Raw genomic sequence first — 24,140 nt, 5'->3', positions numbered from 1 at the left:
CCTTAGATATTTCAATAAGGTATTATCATTATGACTATTCACGTTAAATCAAATGTTCATTGGGTCGGCGTCCACGATTGGGAAACCGAGCATTTCCACGGTAAGGAATACCACATGAACAAAGGTACGAGCTATAACTCGTACCTGATCCGTGAAGAGAAGACAGTGCTTGTCGATACTGTCGATCATCGCTTTACTGAGCAATTCCTTGCAAACCTAGAGATGGAAATCGATATCAACGAGATCGACTACATCATTTGCCAGCACGCCGAAGAAGACCACTCAGGCGCGCTCTCTGCGCTGCTTGCTAAAATTCCGAACACGCCGGTTTATTGTACTGAAGCTGGAGTGACCTCCATTGTTGGTCATCACCACCAACCAGACTGGAATTTCAGAACCGTCAAAACCGGTGACACTCTTGATGTCGGTAACGGCAAGCAACTTATCTTCGTTGAGATGAAAATGCTGCACTGGCCAGACTCAATGGCAACTTACCTAACTGGTGATGAAATCCTGTTTAGTAACGACGCTTTCGGCCAACACTACTGCGACGAAAATCTATTCAATGACCAGCTAGACCAAGTTGAACTACATGAACAGTGTCTGCGTTACTTCTCGAATATCCTGACGCCGTTTGCGCCGCTGGTTAAAGCAAAGATTGAAGAAGTGCTGAGCTTAGGCGTGCCGATCGATGTTATCGCAACCTCTCACGGTTGTATTTGGCGTGACAATGCGACTCAAATCGTTGAGCAATATTACGAGTGGTCGAAAGCCTACAAAGAAGATCGCATCACGATTGTCTACGACACCATGTCCAACAACACTCGCATGATGGCTGATGCTATCGCGAAGGGTATCCGCAAAGGCAGCCCAGAAACGGCAATCAAGGTGTTCAATATTTCTAAGCACGACAAGAATGACATCCTTGCCAATGTCTTCCGCTCAAAGGGTGTGCTTGTTGGGTCATCGACCATGAACAACGTGATGATGCCGCAAATCGCCGCGCTACTTGAAGAAATACACGGCCTGCGCTTTGCAGGAAAAAGAGCCGCAGCATTTGGCTCTTCAGGTTGGACTGGCGGCGCAGTAAAACGCATCGATGCTCGCTTACGTGAAGCCAACTTCGAGGTGAGCGCACCTCAGCACATCCACTGGAAACCAGATACAGACGCACTTCGTCAATGTATTGACTACGGGATGACACTGGCCGAGGTTTGGCGCACCGATGCGGACGAGGTTAGTGAGCCTAAACAAGTTGAGCGCAACGTTCAACGTATTGAATCAGCACCGACAAGCACCCCAACAGAGCTAAAAGACACGACAGAGCAGAAGTCAGAAGAAGCGCAAGATAAGCCTGTACATAGCGCAGATTGCACTTGCTGGCGCTGTACTGTGTGTGAATGGGTGTACGACCCACAGTTAGGTGAACCCTACCAAGGCGTTGAACCGGGAACACCTTGGGCACAAGTGCCAGATGATTTCCTTTGCCCTGAATGCCATTTAGGTAAAGAAGTGTTTGTGGAGAAGTAACATGTCGAACATTGTGATTGTGGGCGGTGGTTTCGCCGCCCTACAAACCATAAAGATGGTACGTAAAATTGACCAAGATGTCGCGATTACCATGATCACGGCAGATGCAGGGGTTGAGTACAGTAAGCCGAATCTTTCACACGTATTCAGCCAGGCTCAAACACCACAGTCGTTAGCCGTTAATAACGCTCAGCAATTGGCTGAGCAGTACAACGTAGTCATCAAAACCAAGGCTTTCGTCAGTGAAATCGATACTAAGCAGCAGTGTGTTCATGTTGACGGGCAAATTATTCACTATTCGAAGTTGGTATTAGCGACTGGCGCAACGCCCTTCATACCACCAGCGGAAGGGCTTAAACGCAGCGCGACCATTACTCTCAATAGCTTGGAAGAGTTCGAAAAACACAAGGCTCAGGTTGATGACGCACAACGTATCACTGTGATTGGTGGAGGCTTGATTGGGGTCGAGCTTGCATTCGACCTTCAAACTGCGGGCAAAGATGTCACGATTATCGAACCCGCAAGTTATCTATTGAACAGCCTTGTGCCGCCTTTCGTTTCACTTGAGTTGGAAAGGGAGCTGACAAAAGCAGGGGTTACCGTCGAAACCGACTCGGCGATTTGTCGAGCGACTTACCTCCACGATGGAGTCAGGCTACAAACTACCGCCTCTCGATTAATACGAGCAGATATCGTTATTGCCGCAGCAGGATTAAGGCCAAATACGGCTTTAGCCACGCAAGCGGGAATAGAGGTCAACAGAGGCATTGTGGTCAATGACACCCTGAAAACCAGCGCCAACAATGTGTATGCGATTGGTGATTGCGCTGAAATTGAAGGTCGTGTGATGGCCTACTTACAGCCAGCAATCTTGTCGGCAAACGTGTTGGCGAAGCAGCTGACTATGGATAAAGGAGAGATCAAAGTGGGCGATGCAAAGCTCAGCTTGCCTCATATGATCACCAAGGTGAAAACACCGAGTTACCCTATTCAGCTGGCAGGGCGCGATATTCACACAGCTCAGAGCTGGGAAACTCGATTCGATCCTAAAGGCATTGTCGCCAAAGGCTTCAATGAAGATAACCAGTTGGTTGGATTCATTGTCACGGGAGAGCACATCAAGGCTGCATTTCCTTTACTAAAGGAGTTGCAAATAAGTTCACCATCATAAGTACAAAGGTGTAAAAGCAGTCGACTCATTACATAGTTCGGCTGTATTCAACACAAAAATGCACATCAAATTCGGGAAAATTTGATGCTTATACTAGAGCAACTCGAGTATAAGCAAGCAATAAAAAAGCCAGTCAACAGGCTGGCTTTCTTGTATTCATCTTAGTGCGATGAGCTTATCGCACTTAAGCAAAGGCGAACATTAACCTATAAACGAGATGTAACCTTGAAGGATAATCAGGTTAACGATATCGATAAAGAAGGCACCAACAATTGGCACAACCATGAAGGCTTGTGGCGATGGACCGTATCGATTCACCAAAGAGCCCATGTTCATTACTGCCGTTGGTGTTGCACCTAGGCCGAAACCACAGTGACCACCCGCCATAACCGCTGCGTCGTAGTTAGAACCCATTACTTTGAACGTCACAAAGTAAGAGAAGATACCTAACACCACCGCCTGAACCGCAAGAATAGCCAAGAACGGAATCGCAAGATCAAAGATGTTCCAAAGCTTAAGGCTCATTAGCGCCATTGCTAGGAACAGTGACAATGACACCGTACCAAGAATATCGACCGTTTCGCTGTCAGTCTTATGCAGCTTAGTCACTTCAAACACGTTAGTGATGAACACACCGATAAACAACGCGTAAACGAAGTCAGGAATCATCAACCAAGAAATTTCAAAAGTCGCCACCCACTGCTCTAGGTACTTCGCACCCGTGATACAGATAAGAAGGATGAACAACACTTCAATCACCTTCTTCGCCGTCACTTTGTCTTCTTCATACTCGTTGTAAGTAACAAGTTCAGGGAAGCGCTCGTGCGTTTGCGTGCCAGTGCCGTACTCAGATTCAAGCTGGTTTTTATCAATCAGCTTTTGCGCCACTGGGCTACCGATAATACCACCGATGATCAAACCAAAGGTCGCTGAAGCCATTGCGATTTCTAGCGTATTTGCAATGCCAAACGTGTCTGCAAAGGTTTGAGACCAAGCCGCGCCTGTACCGTGACCACCCGAAAGCGTGATAGAGCCAGCAATCAAACCCATCAAGGGTTCAAGGCCTAGTGCCGTTGCTAAGGTTACGCCTACACCGTTTTGGATAATGATGTAAACCGACGCTACCCCTAAGAATAGGAATACCTTAGCACCACCTTTTATCAGCTGCGTGTAGTTCGCCGCAAGACCGACCGTTGCAAAGAACATCAACATAAAAGTGTTCTGCAGGGGCAAAGAAAACTCAAGATCAAGGCCGTTAAAGTGCAGGGCTGTAATAGCAAAAGCGACAATCAAGCCGCCGACAATGGGCTCTGGAATGTTGTACTTTTTGAGAATCGGAAGCTTTGCATTGACGAAATGACCTAGAAACAAAACACTAATCGCGATTAGGAAGGATTCTAATGGTCCAATTGAAATTAATTGATTCATATAACCTCTATTTTTTTACGTTCTCATCTTCCCTAATGAGTCTAGTTTTATCTGTAATTATTTGTGCTGCTCTACCTATATTTATACAAACTGGAGAGAAAGTGTGGATTCGAAAAGCGAACACATTACTGCGATCGCTTAGTGCCATGTTAGTAGCACGTTAACTTTTATAGGAGATAAAAGGATTTGTGACAACAATCACCTCCTAAAAGTTGAAAACGGCGTGAGTATCTATGCCGCTGACTCTGCTTTCTTAATACCTAAAAAAGCAAAAAGGAGCTATTTCTAGCTCCTCTTTCATCACCATCGCTGGTAATTAGAATTTTTTCGGTGCGTAACCAGTCATAACCTCAATACGAAGTTCTTTACCGATCTTCGTCATTGGGTGAACAATTACGAGTCCTTTAACAGACTTTTTAAGTTTACCCATATCCGCTTGCTCAGCCTTAGTGATCTCACGGCTAAATGGCATATCAACCAGAGACTTACGCTCTTGGTTCACATCGTAGCTTTCTTTGTGTTTAAGCTGGGCAATTTTCTTAGTTAGCTTCTTAATCTCTTCCTCGAACTGACGAACAACAGGACGATCATTACGAGTTTTAGCAGCATCTAACTTGTGGCGACACTTGTCTAGACGGTTGTTAATTTGTTGAAGTTCGTTTTTAACACTCATAATAATTTCCTAAGATTAAACAAGCCAATTCGGATTGGGGCGCGGAGTATAGCACAAGGGTTCTGTTGAACCGAAATTTATCTGTTAATTACCAACAGAAACGAATCACATCGACACCGCTCATTCAGCTCACCTATTCTTTGTGGCGAACCTCTAGGCGGATTATTCCTTGATAGGATAGCGCCTACATCAAAAATTGCAGTCCTCGATGCATCAAAATTCCGTCTAAACTTATACTCTAACGCAATAACTAAATCAGGGTACGCAGCTTGGAGTTGTTACCCCCAGCACGACTCTGATTCACCACGTAATCACAAGGATAGCCGATGACATTATTGAAACGAACATTGACCTGCAGCTTAGCCCTGAGTGCAATGTTTGCCACAACTTATGCATCTAGTGAACAAACCACCCAAAGTAACCTAATCGTCGAGTACTCTACACCGCAAAATACCGAAGAAGAGCAGCTCAAACGAGAGATTCAAAGCAGTGGCGTTAATGACACCGTGGTCGACCTATCAAACCAACTGTTCATGTTTGAGAAGCCATTAACCATTCAATATGGCGGGGAAGAAGGACCACTCTACGATCCACAAACCCATCAAGTGCTGATCCCTTACAGTTTTTACGCTGAGTCACTCAATTACTTTGAGAAGAACCAATACGAAAAAGAGTATGGGAAATCTGCGCAAACCGGCGCTATTGATACCTTGTTGCACACTCTGCTGCACGAAGCTGGGCATGCGTATATCGAAGATCAGAACATTGCCATATTGGGTAAAGAAGAAGATGCAGTTGATAACCTAGCAACCGTGCTACTGCTGAACTACGTAGAGCATGGGGCCGACGCTGCTATCAGCGCTGCTGACATGTTCGCTTTCGAGTCAGAAGACCGCCCAGAGTATTACGACCTAGGGGAATACATCGACGAGCACAGTTTCGACCTGCAGCGTTACTTCTCCACATTATGCTTGGTGTATGGCAGCGATCCTGATGCCTATAAGAACTTGCTCGATGAAGTGGAAAATGACTATTTGAAAGACAGAAAAGAGTTCTGCGTTGAGCACTTTGACGTGATCAATGAAAATTGGCATCAGTATTTAAAAGAGAGCGACGATGCTTAAAAGTTAGTGTCGAGAACGAGACAAAACGGCTTTGGAATCAAATTCCAAAGCCGTCACTCGATAGGTGTGGTTAAGTCTTACGTGTTAAGAATTAGGAGTTAGGGGCCTAAACCCTAGACCTTCACTTTATACTTCAGATCTTGAGCTTCATCGCCGGTCATGCCTCGAAATCCCCAGCAGTGCGATGGCTGCTCCTTAATGGTGATTTCGATATCAATTGGAGAGATAGCTAACTGCTTTTCTATTTCAGAAAATATCTTCTTAATTAAGCGCTTTTTGGTGTTTACCGCTCGACCTTCCATCATATTTATCTCAATGACGGTATAGGCTTCTGTTCTTCCTTCCGGGTAAAAGAAGTCATCTCGTTCCAATGGCACAAACCGATGTGCTCGCTTGTCATCGGGTAAACCCATTTCACTGTTCAAGCACTGCTGCAACACATTGGAGAGCTGCAACTTAATTGGATTTAAGCACTCTTTGATACCATAAATAACAATCATGACCATTCCTTTGATGCGATGTTAGGTATAGAAGAACGTCAGATAGAAGCATCGTCTGGCAACTACCCATTCGCTTACTATTTGTTCATATATTACCTAATGACGCGTATGAGAAAAGGTAAAAACAATGAATTTATGAACAGGTGCAACAAAATACCTATCCCTTTGCAAACATAAGCCGAAGCGAATTGATCGAACACCACCCTCCCCGCGTATATCTTCTCAAATCACATCTGAACTAAGGAGTACTATGTGCCGAATTCACCTAGGAAGACCACGCGGACAGACGCCGAACCAGAAACACCCGTAGAGTCTTCTCTAGAGCTCGCAGTGTTTCCTCTCCCCATCTTCCTTCTACCAGGAGGCAGACAAAGACTGCGCATTTTTGAGCCAAAGTACCTCGCGATGGTTGCTCACGCAGCGCAGGGCGATGGTTTCATTATTGCCACTCAAGACAACTCTAACTTTGGTCACCTCAGCTCTTGGGGAACAAAGGTATGCATCGTTGACTTCAATATGTCGGATCACCAAATCTTAGAAATTGATGTCGAAGGCGAAAAGCTGGTGCAATTGCATGGGTCGTTTCGAGACGATGGTGACCTGATTAAAAGTAAGTTCAGCTCGTTGCCACACTGGCCAGCCCATGAATATAAAGTGCCTAACGTGTTTACCGCTTTTTTGGTTCAGTTGTTTCGCGACCACGATTCGATAAGAACACTCTATCCCACTCCAGATTTCGAGAGCCCACAATGGATTTGTGCGCGATTGCTCGAAATGATGCCTATCCCATTGGAAAAGAAAACAGAATTTACTGAGCCAGCCAGTTTTCCGTCTCTAGTTCCTTTTTTGAATCAAATCATTACGGGGCAATAAGCACTTTTCTTCACTATAATTTTGTATAGTAGAAATTAATTTAAATTAAAGTGATCCCGACTTTCTCCTTTCACGTAGTGCCTATCAAATTCGCATGATGGTTAGTTACTATGCAAGTGGAAAGCAGAAGTTCAGGGAACGGCAAGGAGCATGTCATTATTCCCGATAACAAAGTACCTACAGACAACAAAGTACCGACAGAGCTCTCGAGCTGGTTGGTGTTGGTTGGTACAGACCGAGACAAGCAGGCGTTCACCTGTTTGTTTAAGTTCTTCGCTCCTAAGATTAAGCGTTTTGGCATTAGTAAGTTAGGCGGCGAAGCGGCTGCCAACGAGCTAGTTCAAGACACGATGACTAACGTTTGGAAGAAAGCCCACCTTTACAACGAAGACAAAGGCGCTGCGACCACTTGGGTCTACACGGTAATGCGTAATGCAGCATTCGACATGTTGCGCAAAGTGAAAGCGAAAGCCGAACAAACGATAGCCGACGATATCTGGCCAATCGATGCGATGGTAGCCGAATCTCAAAGTGAAGATTTGCCATTCGGTGATCATTTGATGAGCCGACACGTAATGACTCAGATAGAGAAATTGCCTCTCGCTCAGAAAACCATCGTCAAAGGTGTCTATTTTCAAGAGCTCTCTCAAGAACAACTCGCTCAGCAACTTGGCGTCCCACTTGGAACGGTGAAATCACGTCTGAGACTCGCTTTAGCCAAATTAAAAGTTCACATGGGGGAACAAGACCATGATTAAACATCACCCAAACGCGGCAATCTTGAAAGACTTCGTCGATGGCACGTTGGCTGATTCAGTTTCTTTGATTGTTTCTAGCCATGTAGAGCTGTGTGAACACTGCCAACAACAAGTTAAGCAACTCACCGCTGAAGCGGCAAATAATGCATTTGACGCAGAGCCAGTATTCTCAAATGAAGATCTAGACAGCTTCTCAATGGACGACATGGACTTTGATTTTGATGCGATAGAGCAAATCACAGCCGATGCTTCACAGTCAGTTGAAGTGATTCCAGAGGTTCAGCAAGTTACGGTTGCAGACACCACGTTCACGATTCCTCGCGCCCTCAACTCAGTAGCGAGAAAGGACTGGATGAACCTAGGCAAAATTTCACGAGCAAGACTCGATTTTGCTGACGAAGCACACCACACCAGCTTGTTGCACATCGACAAAGATGGACAAGTGCCTTGCCACACCCATAAAGGCTTCGAGATCACGCTTCTTCTAGAAGGCAGTTTCGAAGACGAAATGGGCGTTTACAACAAAGGTGACTTTATCTGGTTGGATGGCAATCACACTCATCAACCGGCAACAAAAGAAGGTTGTGTCTGTTTAACCGTTTCAAGTGATGCGTTGTACTTCACTAAAGGCGTGAGTCAACTGTTCAACCCACTAGGTAAATACATTTATTAGATTGAAGTATTTACTGGGCTCGTCACAAGACTCGCACAGTTGGCTAGGTAGAAAAGTAAAAACCGAACTAAAGTAATGTGGAATAAGCAACAAACCACATAATATAAGAATAACGATGAGCAATGATCGTAAGGAATTGACCAATGGATAAAAAAATAAAAATAGGCATCAGTGCATGTGTCGCCGGTCATAAAGTTCGGTTCGATACTGGACACAAACGTTCGCGCTTCTGCACAGACGATCTTGCAGATTACGTAGAGTTAGAACCGGTTTGTCCCGAAATGGGCGTCGGCCTTCCAACTCCTCGCCCAACCATTCGTCAAACGAGAATGTTAGATGACATCATTCACGTTTCTCGCCCAGATGGTTCAGGTGATGTGACCAACGAACTGATCGAGTTCGGTCAAAACTACTCAAAGAACAACCAACACATTGCTGGCTTTATTGTGTGTCAAAAAAGCCCAACCTGTGGCATGGAACGCGTGAAGGTTTACCACCACCATGGTCGCGGCTCTGAATCGACTGGCGTAGGCATGTTCACCCAACAAATTATGGACGGTAACCCCTTACTTCCCGTTGAAGAAAACGGCCGCCTTAACGATCCCATTTTGCGTGAAAACTTCATGACTCGAGTATTCACTTACCAAAAATGGCTCGATCTTGTGGATGAAGGCATAACTAAACACAAACTGATTCAGTTCCACAGCGCTCACAAGTACTTAGTTATGTGTCACCACGTTGAGGGTTACAAAAGCTTAGGCAAACTGTTAGCGGGTAATGAGCTAGACATCGACGAATTGGCGGCTCAATACATCGAAGGTTTGATGAAGGCGTTATCGCATCATGCTAATCGAGGCAGTCACGCCAATACGCTGCATCACTTGCAAGGTTACTTTAAGAAACAACTGAGTAGCGCTCACAAGCAAGAACTCACCAACCAGATAGATTCTTTCAGAGAGGGCGTGATTCCACTGCTAGTGCCGCTGACACTGATCAATCACTACCTAATGGAATACCCAAACGAGTACTTGGAATCACAGGTTTACCTAAACCCTCACCCACAAGAACTTAAGCTGAGATACGGATATTGAGCGACATTTTATGGATACGACGAGACCTGAGGATTCACGATAACCCAGCGCTCGTCGCAGCAATTGAAAACGGCGTATCTATCGCCGTTTTTATTTCAACCCCACAACAATGGCAGCAACACCACCTTGCACCAATCAAAGCTGATTTCATCTATCGTCACCTAAAACAACTCAAATCCCAGCTCGCTGAATTTGGGATGACTTTGCTTCACCTGAAAGCTTCCGACTTTGACGACCAATCCAAACAGCTCATCGACTTATGCCAACAGCTTGATGCCAAGTGCGTCTACGCTAACTCTGAGCCAGAGGTCGATGAACAGGCTCGCGATAAAAAGCTAATTTCAAGCGGCTTAAACCTGAAGATCAGCGATTGTGACGTTATGTTGACACTCGGTAGCGTTCTCAACAAACAAGGCGAGATGTTCAAAGTCTTTACGCCCTTTAAGAACGCTTGGTTAAAAGAAGTTCAGGTGAAAGGCATCATCTGCAGTCCAGCTCCTGTCGAGTCAGCTGAACGTTCACAAACACAGCTTCCTGACGACTTACAAGCCTTAACCATCTCCGCTGACTATGATTTCGACTTTCCTCGTGTTGATTCAAGTCGCTGGCCATTAAGCCAAGATGTATTGGGCAATGTGATCCCCAATTTCTTAGGCAATAAAGTCAACGACTACGCACGTCTGAGAGATATTCCCTCAGTTAAAGGAACATCGGGGCTATCACCTTATTTAGCAATTGGCGCAGTTAGCCCACGTTGGTTAGCGATTCAATTGATTCAGCAACAACCCGATCTGTTATTTGATACGCAATTACCGGCCTTTTGTTGGCTCAACGAATTGATTTGGCGAGATTTTTATAAGCATTTGATGTTCCACCATCCTAAACTGGTTAAAGGCGCTAACTTTCAGCAAAAATACAATGGTTTAGATTGGTATCACGATCATCCTAGCTTCAAAGCTTGGTGCGAAGGAAAAACAGGATATCCATTGGTTGATGCAGCAATGCGTCAACTGGTTGAAACGGGCTGGATGCACAACAGGCTAAGAATGGTGGTGGCAAGCTTCCTAACCAAGCACCTGCTTATTGACTGGCGTTGGGGCGAACGTTTCTTTATGTCACACCTTATCGACGGTGACTTTAGTGCCAACAATGGTGGCTGGCAGTGGGCTTCAAGTACGGGCTGTGATGCTCAACCTTACTTCCGAATTTTCAATCCAATCACTCAGAGTGAAAAGTTTGATCCAAAAGGAATTTTTATTCGTAAGTACATACCAGAGCTGCAAAATATCCCAGATAAGCATGTGCATTTCCCACATGACTTTATCGCTAAAAACGGAATAGACAGCGAATACTGGCAACCCATCGTTGAGCATAAAGAAGCACGATTGAGAGCCTTAGCCTTCTTCAAATAATTAGAGTGAATATTATGAATAACTCTCTATGGCTTGATAACTTTCTCAACATGTATCGAGAACTCGGAACCGACAATTTCGACGTGCTTAAGACGGTTTATCACCCTGATATTGAATTCCAAGATCCGCTGCATCATGTCAGCGGTATTTCGGCGCTTACGCACTACTTCGAGAACCTCTACACACAGGTAACGAGCTGTTACTTTCATATCGAACACACTTTCGAAGCGAACGACGAGGCTTCCGTTTACTGGACGATGCAGTTTGCTCACAAGCAATTAAATGGGCAAAAGCCAATAGAAGTACAAGGACACAGCCACCTCAAGATGCTCGACGGTCAAGTGATTTACCACAGAGACTACCTCGACGTCGGTTCTATGTTGTATGAACACATTCCAGTACTGGGCTGTGCGATAAAATCCATCAAAAAGAGAGCGAGTCGATAATGCGTATTATGATTACAGGCGCGACCTCAGGTATCGGCCAATCCCTAGCTAAAGATTACGCTCAGCAAGGGCATCAAGTGATTGCTTGTGGCCGCAACTCAGACAAGCTGCAAGCCTTAGTTGATTCGCACGAGACAGACGTCGCGCATTCATCCATTACGCCGCTCTGTTTCGACCTGACTGATTACCACAACTTCCCAGAACTCGACCAAGACAAGCCGCTCGACCTGCTGATTCTAAATGCGGGTGATTGTGAGTACATCGACGACCCAGTGAATTTTGATGCCGAGCTTTTCGAGCGCGTCATCAACATAAACCTAATTTCAATTGGCTACGCCCTTAAAGCCTGGTTAAAAAACATCAAGCCCGGCGGCCGTTTGGTTTTAGTCAGCTCCAGCGCCAGCTTTTTACCTTTGCCAAGAGCCGAGGCTTATGGCGCTTCAAAGGCAGCCCTCACCTACTTAGGCAGAACACTTTCGGTTGATCTGGCAACGCACAACATTCATGTCTCAATTGTGCACCCAGGCTTTGTTGAAACGCCATTAACCGAGCGAAATACGTTCTCTATGCCTATGATTATTAGTAGTGAGGCCGCAACTCAGCGAATCGTAAATGGTATCGCTCAAGGAAAGAGTGAAATCGATTTCCCAAGACGATTCATCATGTTGATGAAGCTACTAAGAATGCTTCCAACTCCAGTTTGGCAAAAACTCGCTTCAAGGATGGTATAACAATGAAGAAAATCGCCATTATTGGTTCAGGTATCTCTGGACTCACTTGCGCTCATATATTAGATAAGCACCACGACGTAACAGTATTCGAAAAGAATGATTACGTTGGGGGGCACACCGCGACCGTTGATATTGAACATCAAGGCTCGGCGTTTTCGATAGATACAGGTTTCATCGTATTCAACGATCGAACCTACCCGAATTTCAATCAGCTTCTAGAACAACTCGGTGTCGAAAGGCAACCGACTGAGATGAGCTTCAGCGTCCACAACACCACCACTAAGTTTGAATACAACGGACACAGCATTAATTCGTTATTCGCTCAGAGGAGTAACATCTTCAAACCTCAGTTCTGGTCTTTAGTGTCTGACATTCTCAAGTTCAACAAACTGTGTAAGGCTCAGTTTGAAAGCAATGAATTCACACCAGACGTTACCCTTGGCAGTTTCCTACGAGATAATCAGTTTTCCGACTTTTTCAGTCAGCACTATATCCTACCGATGGGCGCGGCGATTTGGTCGACAAGCTTAGAAGAGATGGAAGAGTTTGAGCTGAAGTTCTTCATCCAGTTTTTCTACAACCACGGATTGCTCGATATCGCGAACCGTCCTCAGTGGTATGTGATTCCAAAGGGGTCGCGTTCTTATGTTGAAATCATCCTTTCACGCTTAAACAAACCTGTTGCACTGAATACATCGATTAAACAAGTGACTCGCCAAGAAACAGGCGTCACGATTGAATTTGAAGATGGCAGCACACAAGACTTCGACGAAGTAATCTTTGCTTGCCACTCAGACCAAGCCTTACGTCTGCTTGGTGATGCAACAGAACAAGAGCAACAGGTACTGGGCGAGATCCCATACAGCCGTAATGAAGTCGTTCTGCACACCGATACTCGCTTACTCCCAGATAGAAAACTGGCTTGGGCAAGCTGGAATTACATGTTGGATGGCGACAGTAAACGACCTGCTTGTGTCACGTACAACATGAACATTCTGCAAGGCATCGAAAGCCAAGACACCTTCTGTGTCACCTTGAATCAAAGCGAAACCATCGACCCTGAAAAAATCATTCGCAGCTTTGTTTATCATCACCCGGTACTTAATTCGAACACGGTCGAAGCTCAGCACAAGCGTGAGCAGATTTGTGGCAAAAACCAGACGCACTTTGCCGGCGCGTACTGGTACAACGGCTTCCATGAAGACGGTGTCCACAGTGCACTCGATGTAACCAAACGCTTCGGTTTAGATTTGAGTACGAGTTCCGCGCTATGAACAGTCAAACCCTGACACCCGAGATGGGGATCGCATCCGAAAAGAGTGAAGAGCTCAGCGGTATCTATTGGGGTAACGTCAGACATCGCCGCTTTGGCGACATCACCCATGAGTTCAGTTATCAGCTGTATATGATGGGGTTAGATCTTGATGAACTGCCCCAAACCACAGCGCGCAGTGCGCTGTTCGGAACTCGATGGTACAACCCGATTCGCTTTGTCGAATCGGATTATCTCGCTGAAAAAAAAGAAAATGTCACCACGGATGAACCAAAATCACTTAAGCAACGTATAGCTTCCAAAGTGCAACAACTTGGTGGGGTTTGGTCTGATTCAAACCGTGTGACGATGCTGGCTCAGTGCCGCTGTTTAGGCATCTACTTCAGCCCAATCAACTGTTTCTTCTGTTACGACGAAAAAGGAGATTGTAAGTACATGTTGGCTGAGGTGAGTAACACACCTTGGCGAGAAAGACACTACTATCTCATCGACATGCACCAAGAGTTGAAGGTAAAAAAAGAGTTTCACGTTTCGCCGTTCATGGATTTGAACATGACTTATTTTTGGAAAATTAAGCCACCAGCGAAACGCACGTTAGTTCACATCGAAAGCCGCCGAGACGATAAGCTTTTCGATGCGACACTGGCTCTGACGAAACAGTCAGTAACCAAGACAAACATTAGACGAACGGTATTCAAGATTCCGGCGATGACGATAAAAGTCGTGATGGGAATTTATTATCAGGCTCTCAAATTATTCCTGAAAAAAGTACCGTTTGTGGCGCACCCAGACTCAACGTCTTAAGCGCCCACGAAAGAACTCAATTGAAGCTTGGGTTCGCTCCAACCAAGGAGCAGAACTCAGCTTAGTTGGCACAAAATATTAGAATGAGTTATCAGCGAGGTTTACATGGAACAGCTTGCCAAACAAAACAACAATATTGAACAACAAGCTAAAGCCGTTGCTGTTTCAAGCAACTGTAAATATCGAGCTTTAATCTTCAAGGTTTTAGAGAGCCTTCAATTCGCGACGCTTGAGATCATTGAGCGCGACCAGCATTCAGTATTTGGTGATCGAGAAGCCGAACTGAAAGGTCGAATCGTGATTCATGATGCGACCTTTTTTAGAGATGTCGTCATCAACGGCAGCATTGGGGCATCTGAAGCCTATATCGATGGCAAATGGACCAGTCCAAATCTCACGCGTGTGATTCAAATCATGGCTCGTAACCAAGCCCAATTAGATGAGCTTGATGACAAGACACAGTGGATTTCTCGCATCAAAAACCTCTTGCTGCGTCGCAAGAATGCCAACACCGAACAAGGCTCTAAGCGAAATATTCTCGCCCACTACGACATTGGCAACGAGCTGTATGAGCGCTTCTTAGATAGCTCGATGCAGTACTCTTCCGCTATCTACAGCGAAGACGCAGAAACCTTGTCAAAGGCTCAACAAAACAAAATGAAAACCATCTGTGAGCGACTAGAGCTGTCTGAGAAAGATAGCGTGGTCGAGATAGGCACAGGCTGGGGCGGCTTAGCCATCTTCATGGCGCAGCATTATGGTTGCCATGTCACCACAACCACGATTTCAGATGCCCAACATGCGCTTGCTGAACAGAGAGTAAAAGCACTTGGTTTAACCGACAAAATCACTCTACTCAAAGAGGATTATCGCAATCTCACTGGTGAGTATGACAAGTTGGTTTCGATCGAGATGATAGAAGCGGTCGGCCATGAATATCTACAAACCTTCTTTGAAAAGTGTTCGTCGTTACTTAAGCCCTCAGGCAAGATGCTGATTCAAGCGATTACTATTGCTGACAGTCGTTACGACAAATACCGCAAAGGTGTCGACTTTATTCAGAAGTACATCTTCCCCGGCGGTTGCCTACCTTCGGTTTCAGTAATGACCCAACACCTTGCGACCAGCACCGACCTTGTGGTTCAAGAAATTGATGACATTGGCCTGCACTACGCTCGAACACTGAATGATTGGAACATCGCCTTTGAAAATAGTTGGGAAGAGTTAGAGTCCCTCGGCTATTCAGAAGAGTTTAAGCGCTTGTGGATCTTCTACTTCTGCTACTGTGAAGGCGCATTCAAAGAGCGCGTGATCAGCACTCACCATGTAGTCGCAAGAAAACCTCGTTACTTTGGAGCAAAAGATGAAGCGGTTTTGGATTATTAATCTCGTACTGTTTCAAGCGACCTGGGTTTGCAGTGCCTTCTTTACCGCGCAAGCCCCGTTCGTCACACCACTGATTGTAGTGGTTCACTTCCTTCTATCACCGACTCGCAGTAGCGATCTGAAGATACTCATTTTATTACCATTGGGGCTGTTGCTTGATAGCCTCTTACTGCACTTCGGCGTGTTTGCCGTCGACTCTGAAATTGCGAATCAATCTTGGTTCCCGGTGTGGCTTGTCTGCCTGTGGATCATGTTCTTAATCAGTTTTAACCACAGCCTAAATTGGCTATTAAAATGCTCGAAAGTGATCTTGTTTGTCATAGGGTTCGTAGCAGGTACTAGTAGTTATTGGGGAGGCATCAAAGCAGGTGCTCTTCTTACTACTTGGCCAGATGCATCGGTAGTTGCTGCCCTTGCAATAAGTTGGGGGATTTTGTTGCCCTTACTGGTGGCCGCCTACTCCAACTTAATACAACCTAAAATGGCAATAACGAGGTGACTTATGGCTTATCCACGCAACCCGACACAAACGTTCAAACCTGAGCGAGGTATTGTTCGCCCTCATCAGCAAGCAAAAAACACACTTCTAAGCTTTATTACTCTCTCGTTAATTTTTGCTGCGCTGTTATTTGCTGGAAGCGTTAAAGCCTCTGCTGTCGACGATCTAAATAAACGTGGAGAGGGTGAAATGAGCTACCTATTTTGGACTCTCTACTCCGCAGAATTCTACGCGACGCCAACCAACTCTGAACGAGCTTTGAAGCTTGAGTATTACCGCTCTATCGATAGCAAAGACCTCGTAGACGCGACCGAAGATCAGTGGAACAAGCTTGGCTACTCTAACAGCAACATTCAACGTTGGTTGAAACCCTTGTACGCGATGTGGCCGAACGTGGAAGAAGGAAGCACACTCACGATTCGTGTCGCTGAAGATAACGTGAGTCGCTTTTATTTCGATGAACAACCGATAGGCACCATTCAAGACAAACAATTCGGCGAAGCCTTTCTAGCGATTTGGTTATCTGAAAACACCTCTGAACCCGGTCTTCGTAAACAACTTTTAGGTTTGAACAAATGAATCCAAAAACAGCAATAATAAAATTCGCTCTGGTATTTTTTTCACTCACTTGGCTAGTGGGCTGTGGCTCTGCAAGTTTAGAAGACCATGTCGACACTACGCCAGAGCTCAAGCTTGAAACCTTTTTTAATGGCGAGCTCATGGCCTATGGCATGGTGCTCGACCGCTCTGGTAACCTACTGCGCCGCTTTGATGCCAAACTGATCGCGACTTGGGACGGTGACAACGGAGAAATAAAAGAGTGGTTCTCTTTTGCTGATGGCGAGCGCTCTACTCGCGTTTGGAATCTGCTCAAAACGGGCGAAAACACCTATTCGGGCACCGCCAACGATGTCGTTGGAACCGCTTATGGTGAGACCCAAGGTTCAGCGCTGTATTGGAAATATGATCTAGAAATTGAAGTAGACGGCAGCACTTATGAAGTGGTGCTCGATGATTGGATGTTCTTGATGGACGACAAGCGCTTGTTCAACAAGACTGAGATGTCCAAATTTGGATTTAAAGTCGGAGAGGTCATCTTATACATCGAGAAGATCTGATTTAGCTGCCGCTTCTGATTCTTAGTTTTAAATCGATGACTTCATCGATAACTACAGTACGTAACAAAACAGCCCACAACGAAAATTGTGGGCTGTTTTGTTTAATCCCTCGAATAGCATACCTGCATGCTCAAGCCACTGTGCTAAGATGCGCCACCAGCATACAAATGGACTAGACTGACACTAAGCAGTTCCCATTTGTTTCGCTAAGCGTAGATTCCCTACCATGAATAATTGAAAAGGCTTTAAAGCATGAGCAAGTTGACCTCAGCGGAGCGTAAAGCTCGCGACAATGAACGTTTCTCACAACGCGTAAACGACCGCAGAGAAAAAGGTGAAGACGTAGTTGCTTACGCACTGACCAACAAAAAAGCTGTAAAATTCCTGACTAAGTCAGAGAAAAAACGTTTCAACGAAACGAGAGCGACTCTGCAAGAAGAGAAGCGAGTGAAAGAACAAGAAGAGCTTAACCGAATCGAAGACGCGTTCACGATCAAACAGTTCGACGACGAAAAATAATCACTTATGATTACTCAAAAGCGCTGGCTCTTATGCCGGCGCTTTTACTTGTTAGTTCTGCTACTTTTTAGCGGTATTATTTCTTACCAAACAAGTCGATTCTTAACGACTTTCCCCACTCTCTTATCTCAGCCTTACCGCTCGACCTATCACCCAAGCTATCAACCAGGCTATCGATCAACTTTAGCCATAGATCTCAGAAAATCTTAGCCTAGCCCCTTACTATCTCGAATCAACTCTACAAATTTAAGACAGTATGATTTTAATTACCGGATCAAGCAGCGGTTTAGGCGCAGCTCTCGCGAAACAATATGCTAACGCCGCAACAGACGCTCAGCGCGTAGCCATTACAGGTCGCAACGCACAACGTTTAGCAGAAGTGGCGCAAGGCCTACCTGCGAATACCATTAGCCAAGCGTGTGATCTCTGTGACCCTCACTCAGTGAGCGAGTTATTGGATGCGTTACCTGAAATGCCGAAGCTGGTGATCCACAGCGCTGGCAGTGGCTACTTCGGTAAGATAGAACAGCAAGACCCAGCCACCATCAGCGACATGCTAAAGAACAATATCGAGTCTTCGATCTTTTTGATTCGCGAGCTTGTGCAGCGCTACAAAGATCAATCGGTCACCATTGCTGTGGTGATGTCGACGGCGGCACAAGGTGCTAAAGCGGAAGAGTCCACCTACTGCGCGGCAAAATGGGCCGTGAAAGGCTTTATCGAATCGGTAAGGTTGGAGCTAAAAGGTCACCCGATGAAAATCGTGGCGGTTTATCCTGGAGGAATGGCGACCGAGTTTTGGAATACAAGCGGTAAAGACATGGATACCTCGAGCTTTATGACCGCGCAAGAAGCCGCTCAGATGCTGCAACAGGCATTGACCAGCACAGAGCATGGATTCGTATCAGATATCACGATAAACCGCGGCTAGCAGGTAAACAGCTCGCTTAATCGGTAAATAGAGCGACGCGTTACCAAAGAAATGATTAGAGTAATTATTTGTGAGGGTGAGCATGAAAGTGTGCGACAATGCTCGGCGTAAATTCATATTCAAGGTTTATTATGAAACTTCTAGTTCGTAACCTATCGCGCTCTACATCTGAGCAAGACATCCGTGTGCTATTTTCTGAGTTTGGCTCAGTAAAAGAGTGCAGCCTAGTTTTAGACCAAGAAACTGGCGACTCAAAAGGCTTTGCTTTTGTTGAAATGCCAGAGCAAGAAGAAGCTAAAGCAGCACTAAACAAGCTGAACTTGTCAAAGCTTGGCAAAAACACGATTCGTGTAAAAGTAGCTAACTCTTAATCGAGTCAATGCTTCATAAGCCGCATGGCTTAGCTTAACAGCAGCACAGATGATAAAGCCCGTAACGATATGACGTTTTCCAGCGCAATATCGTTACGGGCTTTTTGCTGCTCGCAATTCTCTTTTCACACGATTTGAATACGCCTACAGACCTTCATGTTCATCAATAGCACGTCTTGCTTCGGCCATTGAACATCCAGATTCCATCACCAGCTGAGCCACAGTCATTGAAGGTGTAGCGGCCAACAGAGATGCCAAACACACCACTGGTTTAGGCAGCACTTTGTCGATTGCAATTGCTATCCAACCGTCTTTTTCATGGGTTAACATCGTTTTAAATTCAACGAGTTGATGCTCTTGAGCGATCAACAGCCAATTACGTGAACGACGAACTCGTTTCAACTGACATCCACATTCCGCAGCATTCGCCATCACTTGGCTTTTATCACTCACACGATGTACAAAACTATTCAATGGGACGCTAAACATAACTCTCTGCTAACCAACCTATTCCTGCCATTCAAGAGCTCTCTACCTATCTCTCAGAACTTTCTAACTGTCACTCAATTAAAACCGTACGTAGGATTACACAGACACAAAAAAACCGCCAGTGATGCACTAAGCAGCCTCGCGGTTTTTCGTTCTTTGAGCCTAACGCTCGATATCAGCAGCAGCTTTTTGAAGCGCCGCTATCACAACAAGTTGAACGAGACAGGCTTCCTCGCTCAAAGCCATCAATCGCGTCCGCTAACGCAGTAAATGATTGCTCGATATTATCGCGTGAAGTGGCGATGTTCATTCGCATAAAGTTAGGGCTTTGCGCACCAAACCAACCACCTGGGGTTAAGCCCATTTTAGCCTGCTCAAACACCACATTTTTTAGCTCCTCTTCCGAGAAATCCAAGCCTGAGAAATCAAACCACACTTGGTAAGTGCCTTGCGGTTGGAAGACTTTTAACTGAGGAATACGCTGCTCCGCAAACTCAGTGATCCATTTCACCGTGTCTTGCAGATACACCAACATGCCATCTAGCCACTCTCCACCTTTCTCAAAGGCCGCCACGGTTGCAAACGTGCTGAACGCATTACCATGATCAAGATACATCGCCACCACATTGGTTTTGAACGCTTCAAATAACTCATTATTGTTGGTGTACACATAGCCGTTTGAGATGCTGTGCATGCCGAAGGTTTTCGCCGGAGAACCAATCAAGGCAATAACCTTGTCGTAATCGAAGCTGGTTAAGCTCGTAAAAGCATGACCTTCAAAAATAATGTCGGAATGGACTTCGTCGCTGATGATCAACACGTCGTGACGCTTAGCGATCTCGATAACTTGTTCAATCTCTTGGTGTGTCCACACTCGCCCAGTCGGGTTATGCGGATTACAGAAAATCATCGTCTTCACTTGTTGGTCGATGATCTGTTGCTCCATACCATCGAAATCAATCTGATAACGCTGTCCGTCATTAGTCAACGGGCTATTCACGACCTGACGACCTGCTTTATTCACCAAATTAGCAAACTGATGGTAAGCAGGCGTATGAATAAGCACACCATCACCCTCATTGGTAAATTGGCGCAGTAACAACGCGATGCCCGGTAGCACTCCCGGAACTTGTACGAACTTGTCAGAAGATAGATTCAGCCCATGACGCTTTGAATACCATTGAGACAGCACCTCAAACACCGCTTGTTCATTGAACTCATACGAGTACACACCGCGCTTAACCAAGCGATTCAGCTCTTGAGTGATCGGTTTCGCCACCTGAAAATCCATGTCGGCAACCCAGTAAGGAAATACATCGGTGGTGTTGTAAATGCTCTCTAGCATCTCTGGTTTGCTTTTGATAAATGCATTTTCACCGTAATTCGATGCACTGTTAAACGCTGTCATGGAGGATTCCTCAAATAATGTGTTCGGTCTTTTTGCAATCAACGAAATTGCATGAATACCCTTAAGACGATAGCGAGATAAAAAGGACGAAGCTTTTAAAGAAATCTTGTGATTGTTTTAAATTAATCTCGCATCTCGACCACAATCTCTGTTTTTACTGAGTTCGCGATAAAGCAGTTTTTGTGTGCCAAGTGATGCAGTTTGTCGAGCTGCTTGGCGGTGGGCTTTTTGGTACCTAAAAACACAATCTTAGGGCGCAGAGTCACCTTAGTGACAGACGAGCGGCCAGATTCATCTTCTTCCAACACACCAATCGCATCATCCACATAAGAGTCGATCACGTACTTCTGCTTTGCGGCAATGCCCAAAAACGTCAGCATATGACAGCTAGAAAGTGCCGCAATAAACGCTTCTTCTGGATCAACATTCGCTTCCACCGAAAACGGCAGTGGAACAACATGTGGAGAGGACGAAGCAGGCACAGTGACACCACCATCGAACTCCCACGTATGGCCGCGACTGTATTGATTGTCGCTAAAGGCTTCATCTTGCGCTTTTTGCCAGCGAATGACCGCTCCATATTCAGACATAATTCCTTCCCTTTTTAATGCTCAATAAATTAACGATCAGCTGGATGGTTAACACCATCGTTGGTCACCACATCACCAATATCAAAAGGGTTTACCCCTTCCAAACAGCCGATGTTAAAACCGTATTCATTTGGGCTAGACCGGCGTTGATGATGGGTATAGATGCCGCAGTTTGAGCAGAAATAATGCTTTGCGGTGTTGGTATTGAATTGATAAAGCTTGAGATGCTCTGCACCTTTGAGGATCTTGATGCCATCCAGCGCAACAGAGCCCACAATCGCTCCCCTACGACGACAGATGGAACAATCACAGCGGCGTGGCTTTTCTATCCCGTTAGGTAAACTGAGCTCTAGTTCAACCGCACCGCAATGGCAGGTTGCCTTGTGAAAAGGTTGGATGACCGTATCTCCGACGACTTTCATTTCTCTCTCCAATCACGTCCTTATGTTGGTCGTATCATAACCAGTTCAATGTTCTCTGTCCGTAGCCGGATGTTGAGTTCGAGAGTTCTGTCATACGCGGCCAATTAGCCAATCTAACTAGACTTTTCAACCAAATCGCCAAAGCGCTCAAACAGAAAATCAAGAAACAACCGGATACGCTTAGGCTGATACTTCTTGCTGATGTACACCACATTCAAATCGGCACTCGACACCGACATCGCGGTATTGAAGTTCTTCATGTAGCCATTAAGCAGCGTCACAAGGCTCTGGTTATTGATGTCGTCTTGCACATCTAACACCGATTTAAGCGCAATGCCCTCGCCTTTTAATGCCCAGTAGCGAATCACTTCGCCATCGTCTGAAAATCGCTTTGGAACAACGGTAATCGACTTCTTCATATCATGATCTTGGAAGTGCCATGTCTTGAGCTCTTCATTGCTTCGCAGCATCGCCAAGCAGTCGTGTTCAACCAAGTCTTGCGGCGTTAACGGTGTTCCATGCTTGGCAAGATATTCAGGTGACGCACACAACACACGTCGGCTTGGCGACAAGCGTCTGGATATCAAACTGCTGTCGACCAATTCACCATAACGGACCACGATATCCATGCCAGATTCAGCAATGTTCGAGAGGTTATCGTTCAAGTAGAGGTAAGGGATCACGTCGGGATATTGCTGACAAAACTCAGAGAGAATAGGAAGAATGTACTGCTTTCCGATGTCTTTCGGCGCGGCGATTTTGAGTGGACCTTTGACCTCTTTGACGCCATTTTGAATCAGGTTTTCGGCCTCACTGACATTATCCAATATCTCCAGACACGCCTTGTGATACAGCTCGCCAGAGTCGGTCAAAGACACATGGCGCGTACTTCGATTCAACAACTTCACACCATATCGTTCTTCAAGTGCCTGAAGCCTCGCTGTCATGGTCGCAGGCGATAAACCCAGTTCACGCCCCGCCGCCGCTAACCCGTGATGCTTAACAATACTGACGAACATCGCCATATCTGAAAACTTATCCATACGATTCTCGCTTCCACCTCTTCGTCTTAATGCTCGATCTGAATACTCAGCGACACTATTCATCCTAGCCGAATAATGAATTTATATTTTAACCAATTATCAAATTTAGTCGAATAAATATAATGACAAACATCAACAGAACAACGCAGGAATTCAGAACATGACTAACGAATCGACTAAACAAGAGCAACGCACTTTCGTCATCATTGGTGGCACATCAGGTATAGGTAAAGCTCTCGCGATGAAATTGAGAAATGAAAACAACACAGTGCACATCGCTAGCCGACATACAGGCCTTGATATCAGCAATGAAAAATCAATTTGTGAATACTTTGAATCGATTGGCGTGTTTGACCACTTAATCGTAACGGCTGGCTCATCCGCTCCTGCAGGAAAAGTAACAGACGTAGCAACCGCAGACGCTAAGACAGCTTTTGACACTAAGTTTTGGGGCAGCTTAAACGTAGCCAAACATGCAGCGCGCTACATGACGCCAAACGGCTCTATCACGCTCACGACGGGTATGTTGTCTCGCAAAGTAGTGGCTGGCACTTACGTAAAAACCGCCATCAATGCCGCATTAGAAAGCGTGACTAAAATACTGGCGAAAGAGCTATCACCGATTCGCGTCAATGCTGTTAGCCCCGGCCTGACCATGACGGAAGCCTACAAAAACATGGACGATTCCGCTCGTGCAAGCATGTACGACAACGCCAAAAACAATCTACCCGCAGGTAAGGTTGGTGATGCTTCAGAGATCGCTATGGGTTACCTGTTCGCGATTAATAACCCATACGTAACAGGGTCAATCATCGACATCGATGGCGGCGCTCTACTCGGCTAAACCTCCGCAAAGACACAAAGACACAAAGACACA

At 45.7% G+C, this 24,140-nt stretch carries 28 protein-coding genes; 20 read left to right on the top strand and 8 right to left on the bottom strand.

Annotated elements, in window-relative coordinates:
- Positions 1–30: 30 nt before the first annotated feature.
- Both norV and norW read left to right on the top strand, forming a co-directional pair.
- Positions 31–1,530, top strand: a complete 1,500-nt coding sequence (gene norV / locus MSG34_RS04115) for an anaerobic nitric oxide reductase flavorubredoxin (protein ID WP_248336357.1) — start codon at positions 31–33, stop codon at positions 1,528–1,530.
- 1 nt (position 1,531) lies between these two features.
- Entirely contained in the window at positions 1,532–2,701 is a 1,170-nt protein-coding gene (gene norW, locus MSG34_RS04110) for an NADH:flavorubredoxin reductase NorW (RefSeq protein WP_248336356.1), read from the top strand.
- Between the two features lie 201 nt (positions 2,702–2,902).
- On the opposite strand, the gene gltS is transcribed toward norW, so the two are convergent.
- On the bottom strand, positions 2,903–4,129 hold the full coding sequence (gltS, locus tag MSG34_RS04105; RefSeq protein WP_048610056.1) for a sodium/glutamate symporter: 1,227 nt from the start codon (positions 4,127–4,129) through the stop codon (positions 2,903–2,905).
- A 316-nt stretch (positions 4,130–4,445) separates the two neighbouring features.
- A complete protein-coding gene (locus MSG34_RS04100; protein WP_017060971.1) occupies positions 4,446–4,802 on the bottom strand; it encodes a YibL family ribosome-associated protein in 357 nt (118 codons plus the stop codon).
- 326 nt (positions 4,803–5,128) lie between these two features.
- Between MSG34_RS04100 and MSG34_RS04095 the strand changes: the two genes are divergently transcribed.
- Positions 5,129–5,926: a DUF4344 domain-containing metallopeptidase gene (locus MSG34_RS04095; protein ID WP_248336355.1), complete on the top strand. Its 798-nt coding sequence runs from the start codon at positions 5,129–5,131 to the stop codon at positions 5,924–5,926.
- A gap of 113 nt (positions 5,927–6,039) precedes the next feature.
- On the opposite strand, the gene MSG34_RS04090 is transcribed toward MSG34_RS04095, so the two are convergent.
- Positions 6,040–6,426: a tautomerase family protein gene (locus MSG34_RS04090; RefSeq protein WP_017070218.1), complete on the bottom strand. Its 387-nt coding sequence runs from the start codon at positions 6,424–6,426 to the stop codon at positions 6,040–6,042.
- Between the two features lie 252 nt (positions 6,427–6,678).
- Here MSG34_RS04090 and MSG34_RS04085 point away from each other — a divergent pair, with 252 nt between their 5' ends.
- From MSG34_RS04085 to MSG34_RS04010, 16 genes are all read left to right on the top strand, one after another.
- The gene (locus MSG34_RS04085) at positions 6,679–7,299 is read left to right on the top strand and encodes an LON peptidase substrate-binding domain-containing protein (RefSeq protein ID WP_248336354.1); all 621 of its coding nucleotides are present in this window, start codon (positions 6,679–6,681) and stop codon (positions 7,297–7,299) included.
- A gap of 110 nt (positions 7,300–7,409) precedes the next feature.
- Positions 7,410–8,057, top strand: a complete 648-nt coding sequence (locus MSG34_RS04080) for a sigma-70 family RNA polymerase sigma factor (protein ID WP_248336353.1) — start codon at positions 7,410–7,412, stop codon at positions 8,055–8,057.
- Positions 8,050–8,730, top strand: coding sequence for a ChrR family anti-sigma-E factor (locus tag MSG34_RS04075; RefSeq protein WP_050643595.1), 681 nt, complete (start codon positions 8,050–8,052; stop codon positions 8,728–8,730). Before MSG34_RS04080 ends, MSG34_RS04075 begins: the two co-directional genes overlap by 8 nt.
- A gap of 143 nt (positions 8,731–8,873) precedes the next feature.
- The gene (locus MSG34_RS04070; protein ID WP_048614107.1) at positions 8,874–9,821 is read left to right on the top strand and encodes a DUF523 and DUF1722 domain-containing protein; all 948 of its coding nucleotides are present in this window, start codon (positions 8,874–8,876) and stop codon (positions 9,819–9,821) included.
- On the top strand, positions 9,818–11,233 hold the full coding sequence (gene phrB, locus MSG34_RS04065; protein WP_248336352.1) for a deoxyribodipyrimidine photo-lyase: 1,416 nt from the start codon (positions 9,818–9,820) through the stop codon (positions 11,231–11,233). The genes MSG34_RS04070 and phrB overlap by 4 nt, the downstream gene beginning before the upstream one ends.
- 14 nt (positions 11,234–11,247) lie before the next feature.
- On the top strand, positions 11,248–11,679 hold the full coding sequence (locus MSG34_RS04060) for a nuclear transport factor 2 family protein (protein WP_248336351.1): 432 nt from the start codon (positions 11,248–11,250) through the stop codon (positions 11,677–11,679).
- The gene (locus tag MSG34_RS04055; RefSeq protein ID WP_248336350.1) at positions 11,679–12,410 is read left to right on the top strand and encodes an SDR family NAD(P)-dependent oxidoreductase; all 732 of its coding nucleotides are present in this window, start codon (positions 11,679–11,681) and stop codon (positions 12,408–12,410) included. Before MSG34_RS04060 ends, MSG34_RS04055 begins: the two co-directional genes overlap by 1 nt.
- A gap of 2 nt (positions 12,411–12,412) precedes the next feature.
- A complete protein-coding gene (locus MSG34_RS04050) occupies positions 12,413–13,684 on the top strand; it encodes an FAD-dependent oxidoreductase (protein WP_248336349.1) in 1,272 nt (423 codons plus the stop codon).
- Complete coding sequence (locus MSG34_RS04045; RefSeq protein ID WP_050653131.1) at positions 13,681–14,487, top strand: DUF1365 domain-containing protein; 807 nt, start codon at positions 13,681–13,683, stop codon at positions 14,485–14,487. The genes MSG34_RS04050 and MSG34_RS04045 overlap by 4 nt, the downstream gene beginning before the upstream one ends.
- 105 nt (positions 14,488–14,592) lie before the next feature.
- Positions 14,593–15,873: a cyclopropane-fatty-acyl-phospholipid synthase family protein gene (locus MSG34_RS04040; RefSeq protein WP_048610077.1), complete on the top strand. Its 1,281-nt coding sequence runs from the start codon at positions 14,593–14,595 to the stop codon at positions 15,871–15,873.
- Positions 15,851–16,372 carry a DUF2878 domain-containing protein gene (locus MSG34_RS04035; RefSeq protein ID WP_017061278.1) on the top strand — a complete coding sequence of 174 codons (522 nt, stop codon included), beginning with the start codon at positions 15,851–15,853 and terminating at the stop codon, positions 16,370–16,372. The genes MSG34_RS04040 and MSG34_RS04035 overlap by 23 nt, the downstream gene beginning before the upstream one ends.
- Before the next feature lie 3 nt (positions 16,373–16,375).
- A complete protein-coding gene (locus MSG34_RS04030) occupies positions 16,376–16,951 on the top strand; it encodes a chalcone isomerase family protein (RefSeq protein WP_050651211.1) in 576 nt (191 codons plus the stop codon).
- Positions 16,948–17,490 (top strand): DUF3833 domain-containing protein, encoded by a 543-nt coding sequence (locus tag MSG34_RS04025; RefSeq protein WP_248336348.1) that lies wholly within the window; start codon positions 16,948–16,950, stop codon positions 17,488–17,490. Before MSG34_RS04030 ends, MSG34_RS04025 begins: the two co-directional genes overlap by 4 nt.
- A gap of 252 nt (positions 17,491–17,742) precedes the next feature.
- Positions 17,743–18,009, top strand: coding sequence for a hypothetical protein (locus MSG34_RS04020; protein ID WP_048610083.1), 267 nt, complete (start codon positions 17,743–17,745; stop codon positions 18,007–18,009).
- A 256-nt stretch (positions 18,010–18,265) separates the two neighbouring features.
- On the top strand, positions 18,266–18,940 hold the full coding sequence (locus tag MSG34_RS04015; protein ID WP_248336347.1) for an SDR family NAD(P)-dependent oxidoreductase: 675 nt from the start codon (positions 18,266–18,268) through the stop codon (positions 18,938–18,940).
- Between the two features lie 131 nt (positions 18,941–19,071).
- The gene (locus MSG34_RS04010) at positions 19,072–19,311 is read left to right on the top strand and encodes an RNA-binding protein (protein ID WP_017061273.1); all 240 of its coding nucleotides are present in this window, start codon (positions 19,072–19,074) and stop codon (positions 19,309–19,311) included.
- A gap of 144 nt (positions 19,312–19,455) precedes the next feature.
- Here MSG34_RS04010 and MSG34_RS04005 read toward each other — a convergent pair whose 3' ends face one another.
- From MSG34_RS04005 to MSG34_RS03985, 5 genes are all read right to left on the bottom strand, one after another.
- Positions 19,456–19,800: a ribosome recycling factor family protein gene (locus MSG34_RS04005; RefSeq protein ID WP_248336346.1), complete on the bottom strand. Its 345-nt coding sequence runs from the start codon at positions 19,798–19,800 to the stop codon at positions 19,456–19,458.
- 175 nt (positions 19,801–19,975) lie between these two features.
- Positions 19,976–21,208: a PatB family C-S lyase gene (locus tag MSG34_RS04000; protein WP_248336345.1), complete on the bottom strand. Its 1,233-nt coding sequence runs from the start codon at positions 21,206–21,208 to the stop codon at positions 19,976–19,978.
- 122 nt (positions 21,209–21,330) lie between these two features.
- Positions 21,331–21,798 (bottom strand): OsmC family protein, encoded by a 468-nt coding sequence (locus MSG34_RS03995; RefSeq protein WP_248336344.1) that lies wholly within the window; start codon positions 21,796–21,798, stop codon positions 21,331–21,333.
- 29 nt (positions 21,799–21,827) lie between these two features.
- Positions 21,828–22,220, bottom strand: coding sequence for a GFA family protein (locus MSG34_RS03990; protein WP_017057647.1), 393 nt, complete (start codon positions 22,218–22,220; stop codon positions 21,828–21,830).
- Positions 22,221–22,333: 113 nt separating this feature from the next.
- Positions 22,334–23,263: a LysR family transcriptional regulator gene (locus MSG34_RS03985; RefSeq protein WP_248336343.1), complete on the bottom strand. Its 930-nt coding sequence runs from the start codon at positions 23,261–23,263 to the stop codon at positions 22,334–22,336.
- A gap of 160 nt (positions 23,264–23,423) precedes the next feature.
- Here MSG34_RS03985 and MSG34_RS03980 point away from each other — a divergent pair, with 160 nt between their 5' ends.
- Positions 23,424–24,107, top strand: coding sequence for an SDR family oxidoreductase (locus MSG34_RS03980; protein ID WP_248336342.1), 684 nt, complete (start codon positions 23,424–23,426; stop codon positions 24,105–24,107).
- The last annotated feature ends 33 nt before the right edge of the window (positions 24,108–24,140 follow it).

The sequence above is a fragment of the Vibrio sp. 1CM2L genome (genome assembly GCF_023161695.1).
Lineage (GTDB): Bacteria > Pseudomonadota > Gammaproteobacteria > Enterobacterales > Vibrionaceae > Vibrio > Vibrio coralliirubri.
The sequence above is the reverse complement of the archived record's forward strand: the minus strand, read 5'-3'. Positions and strand labels throughout refer to the sequence as shown.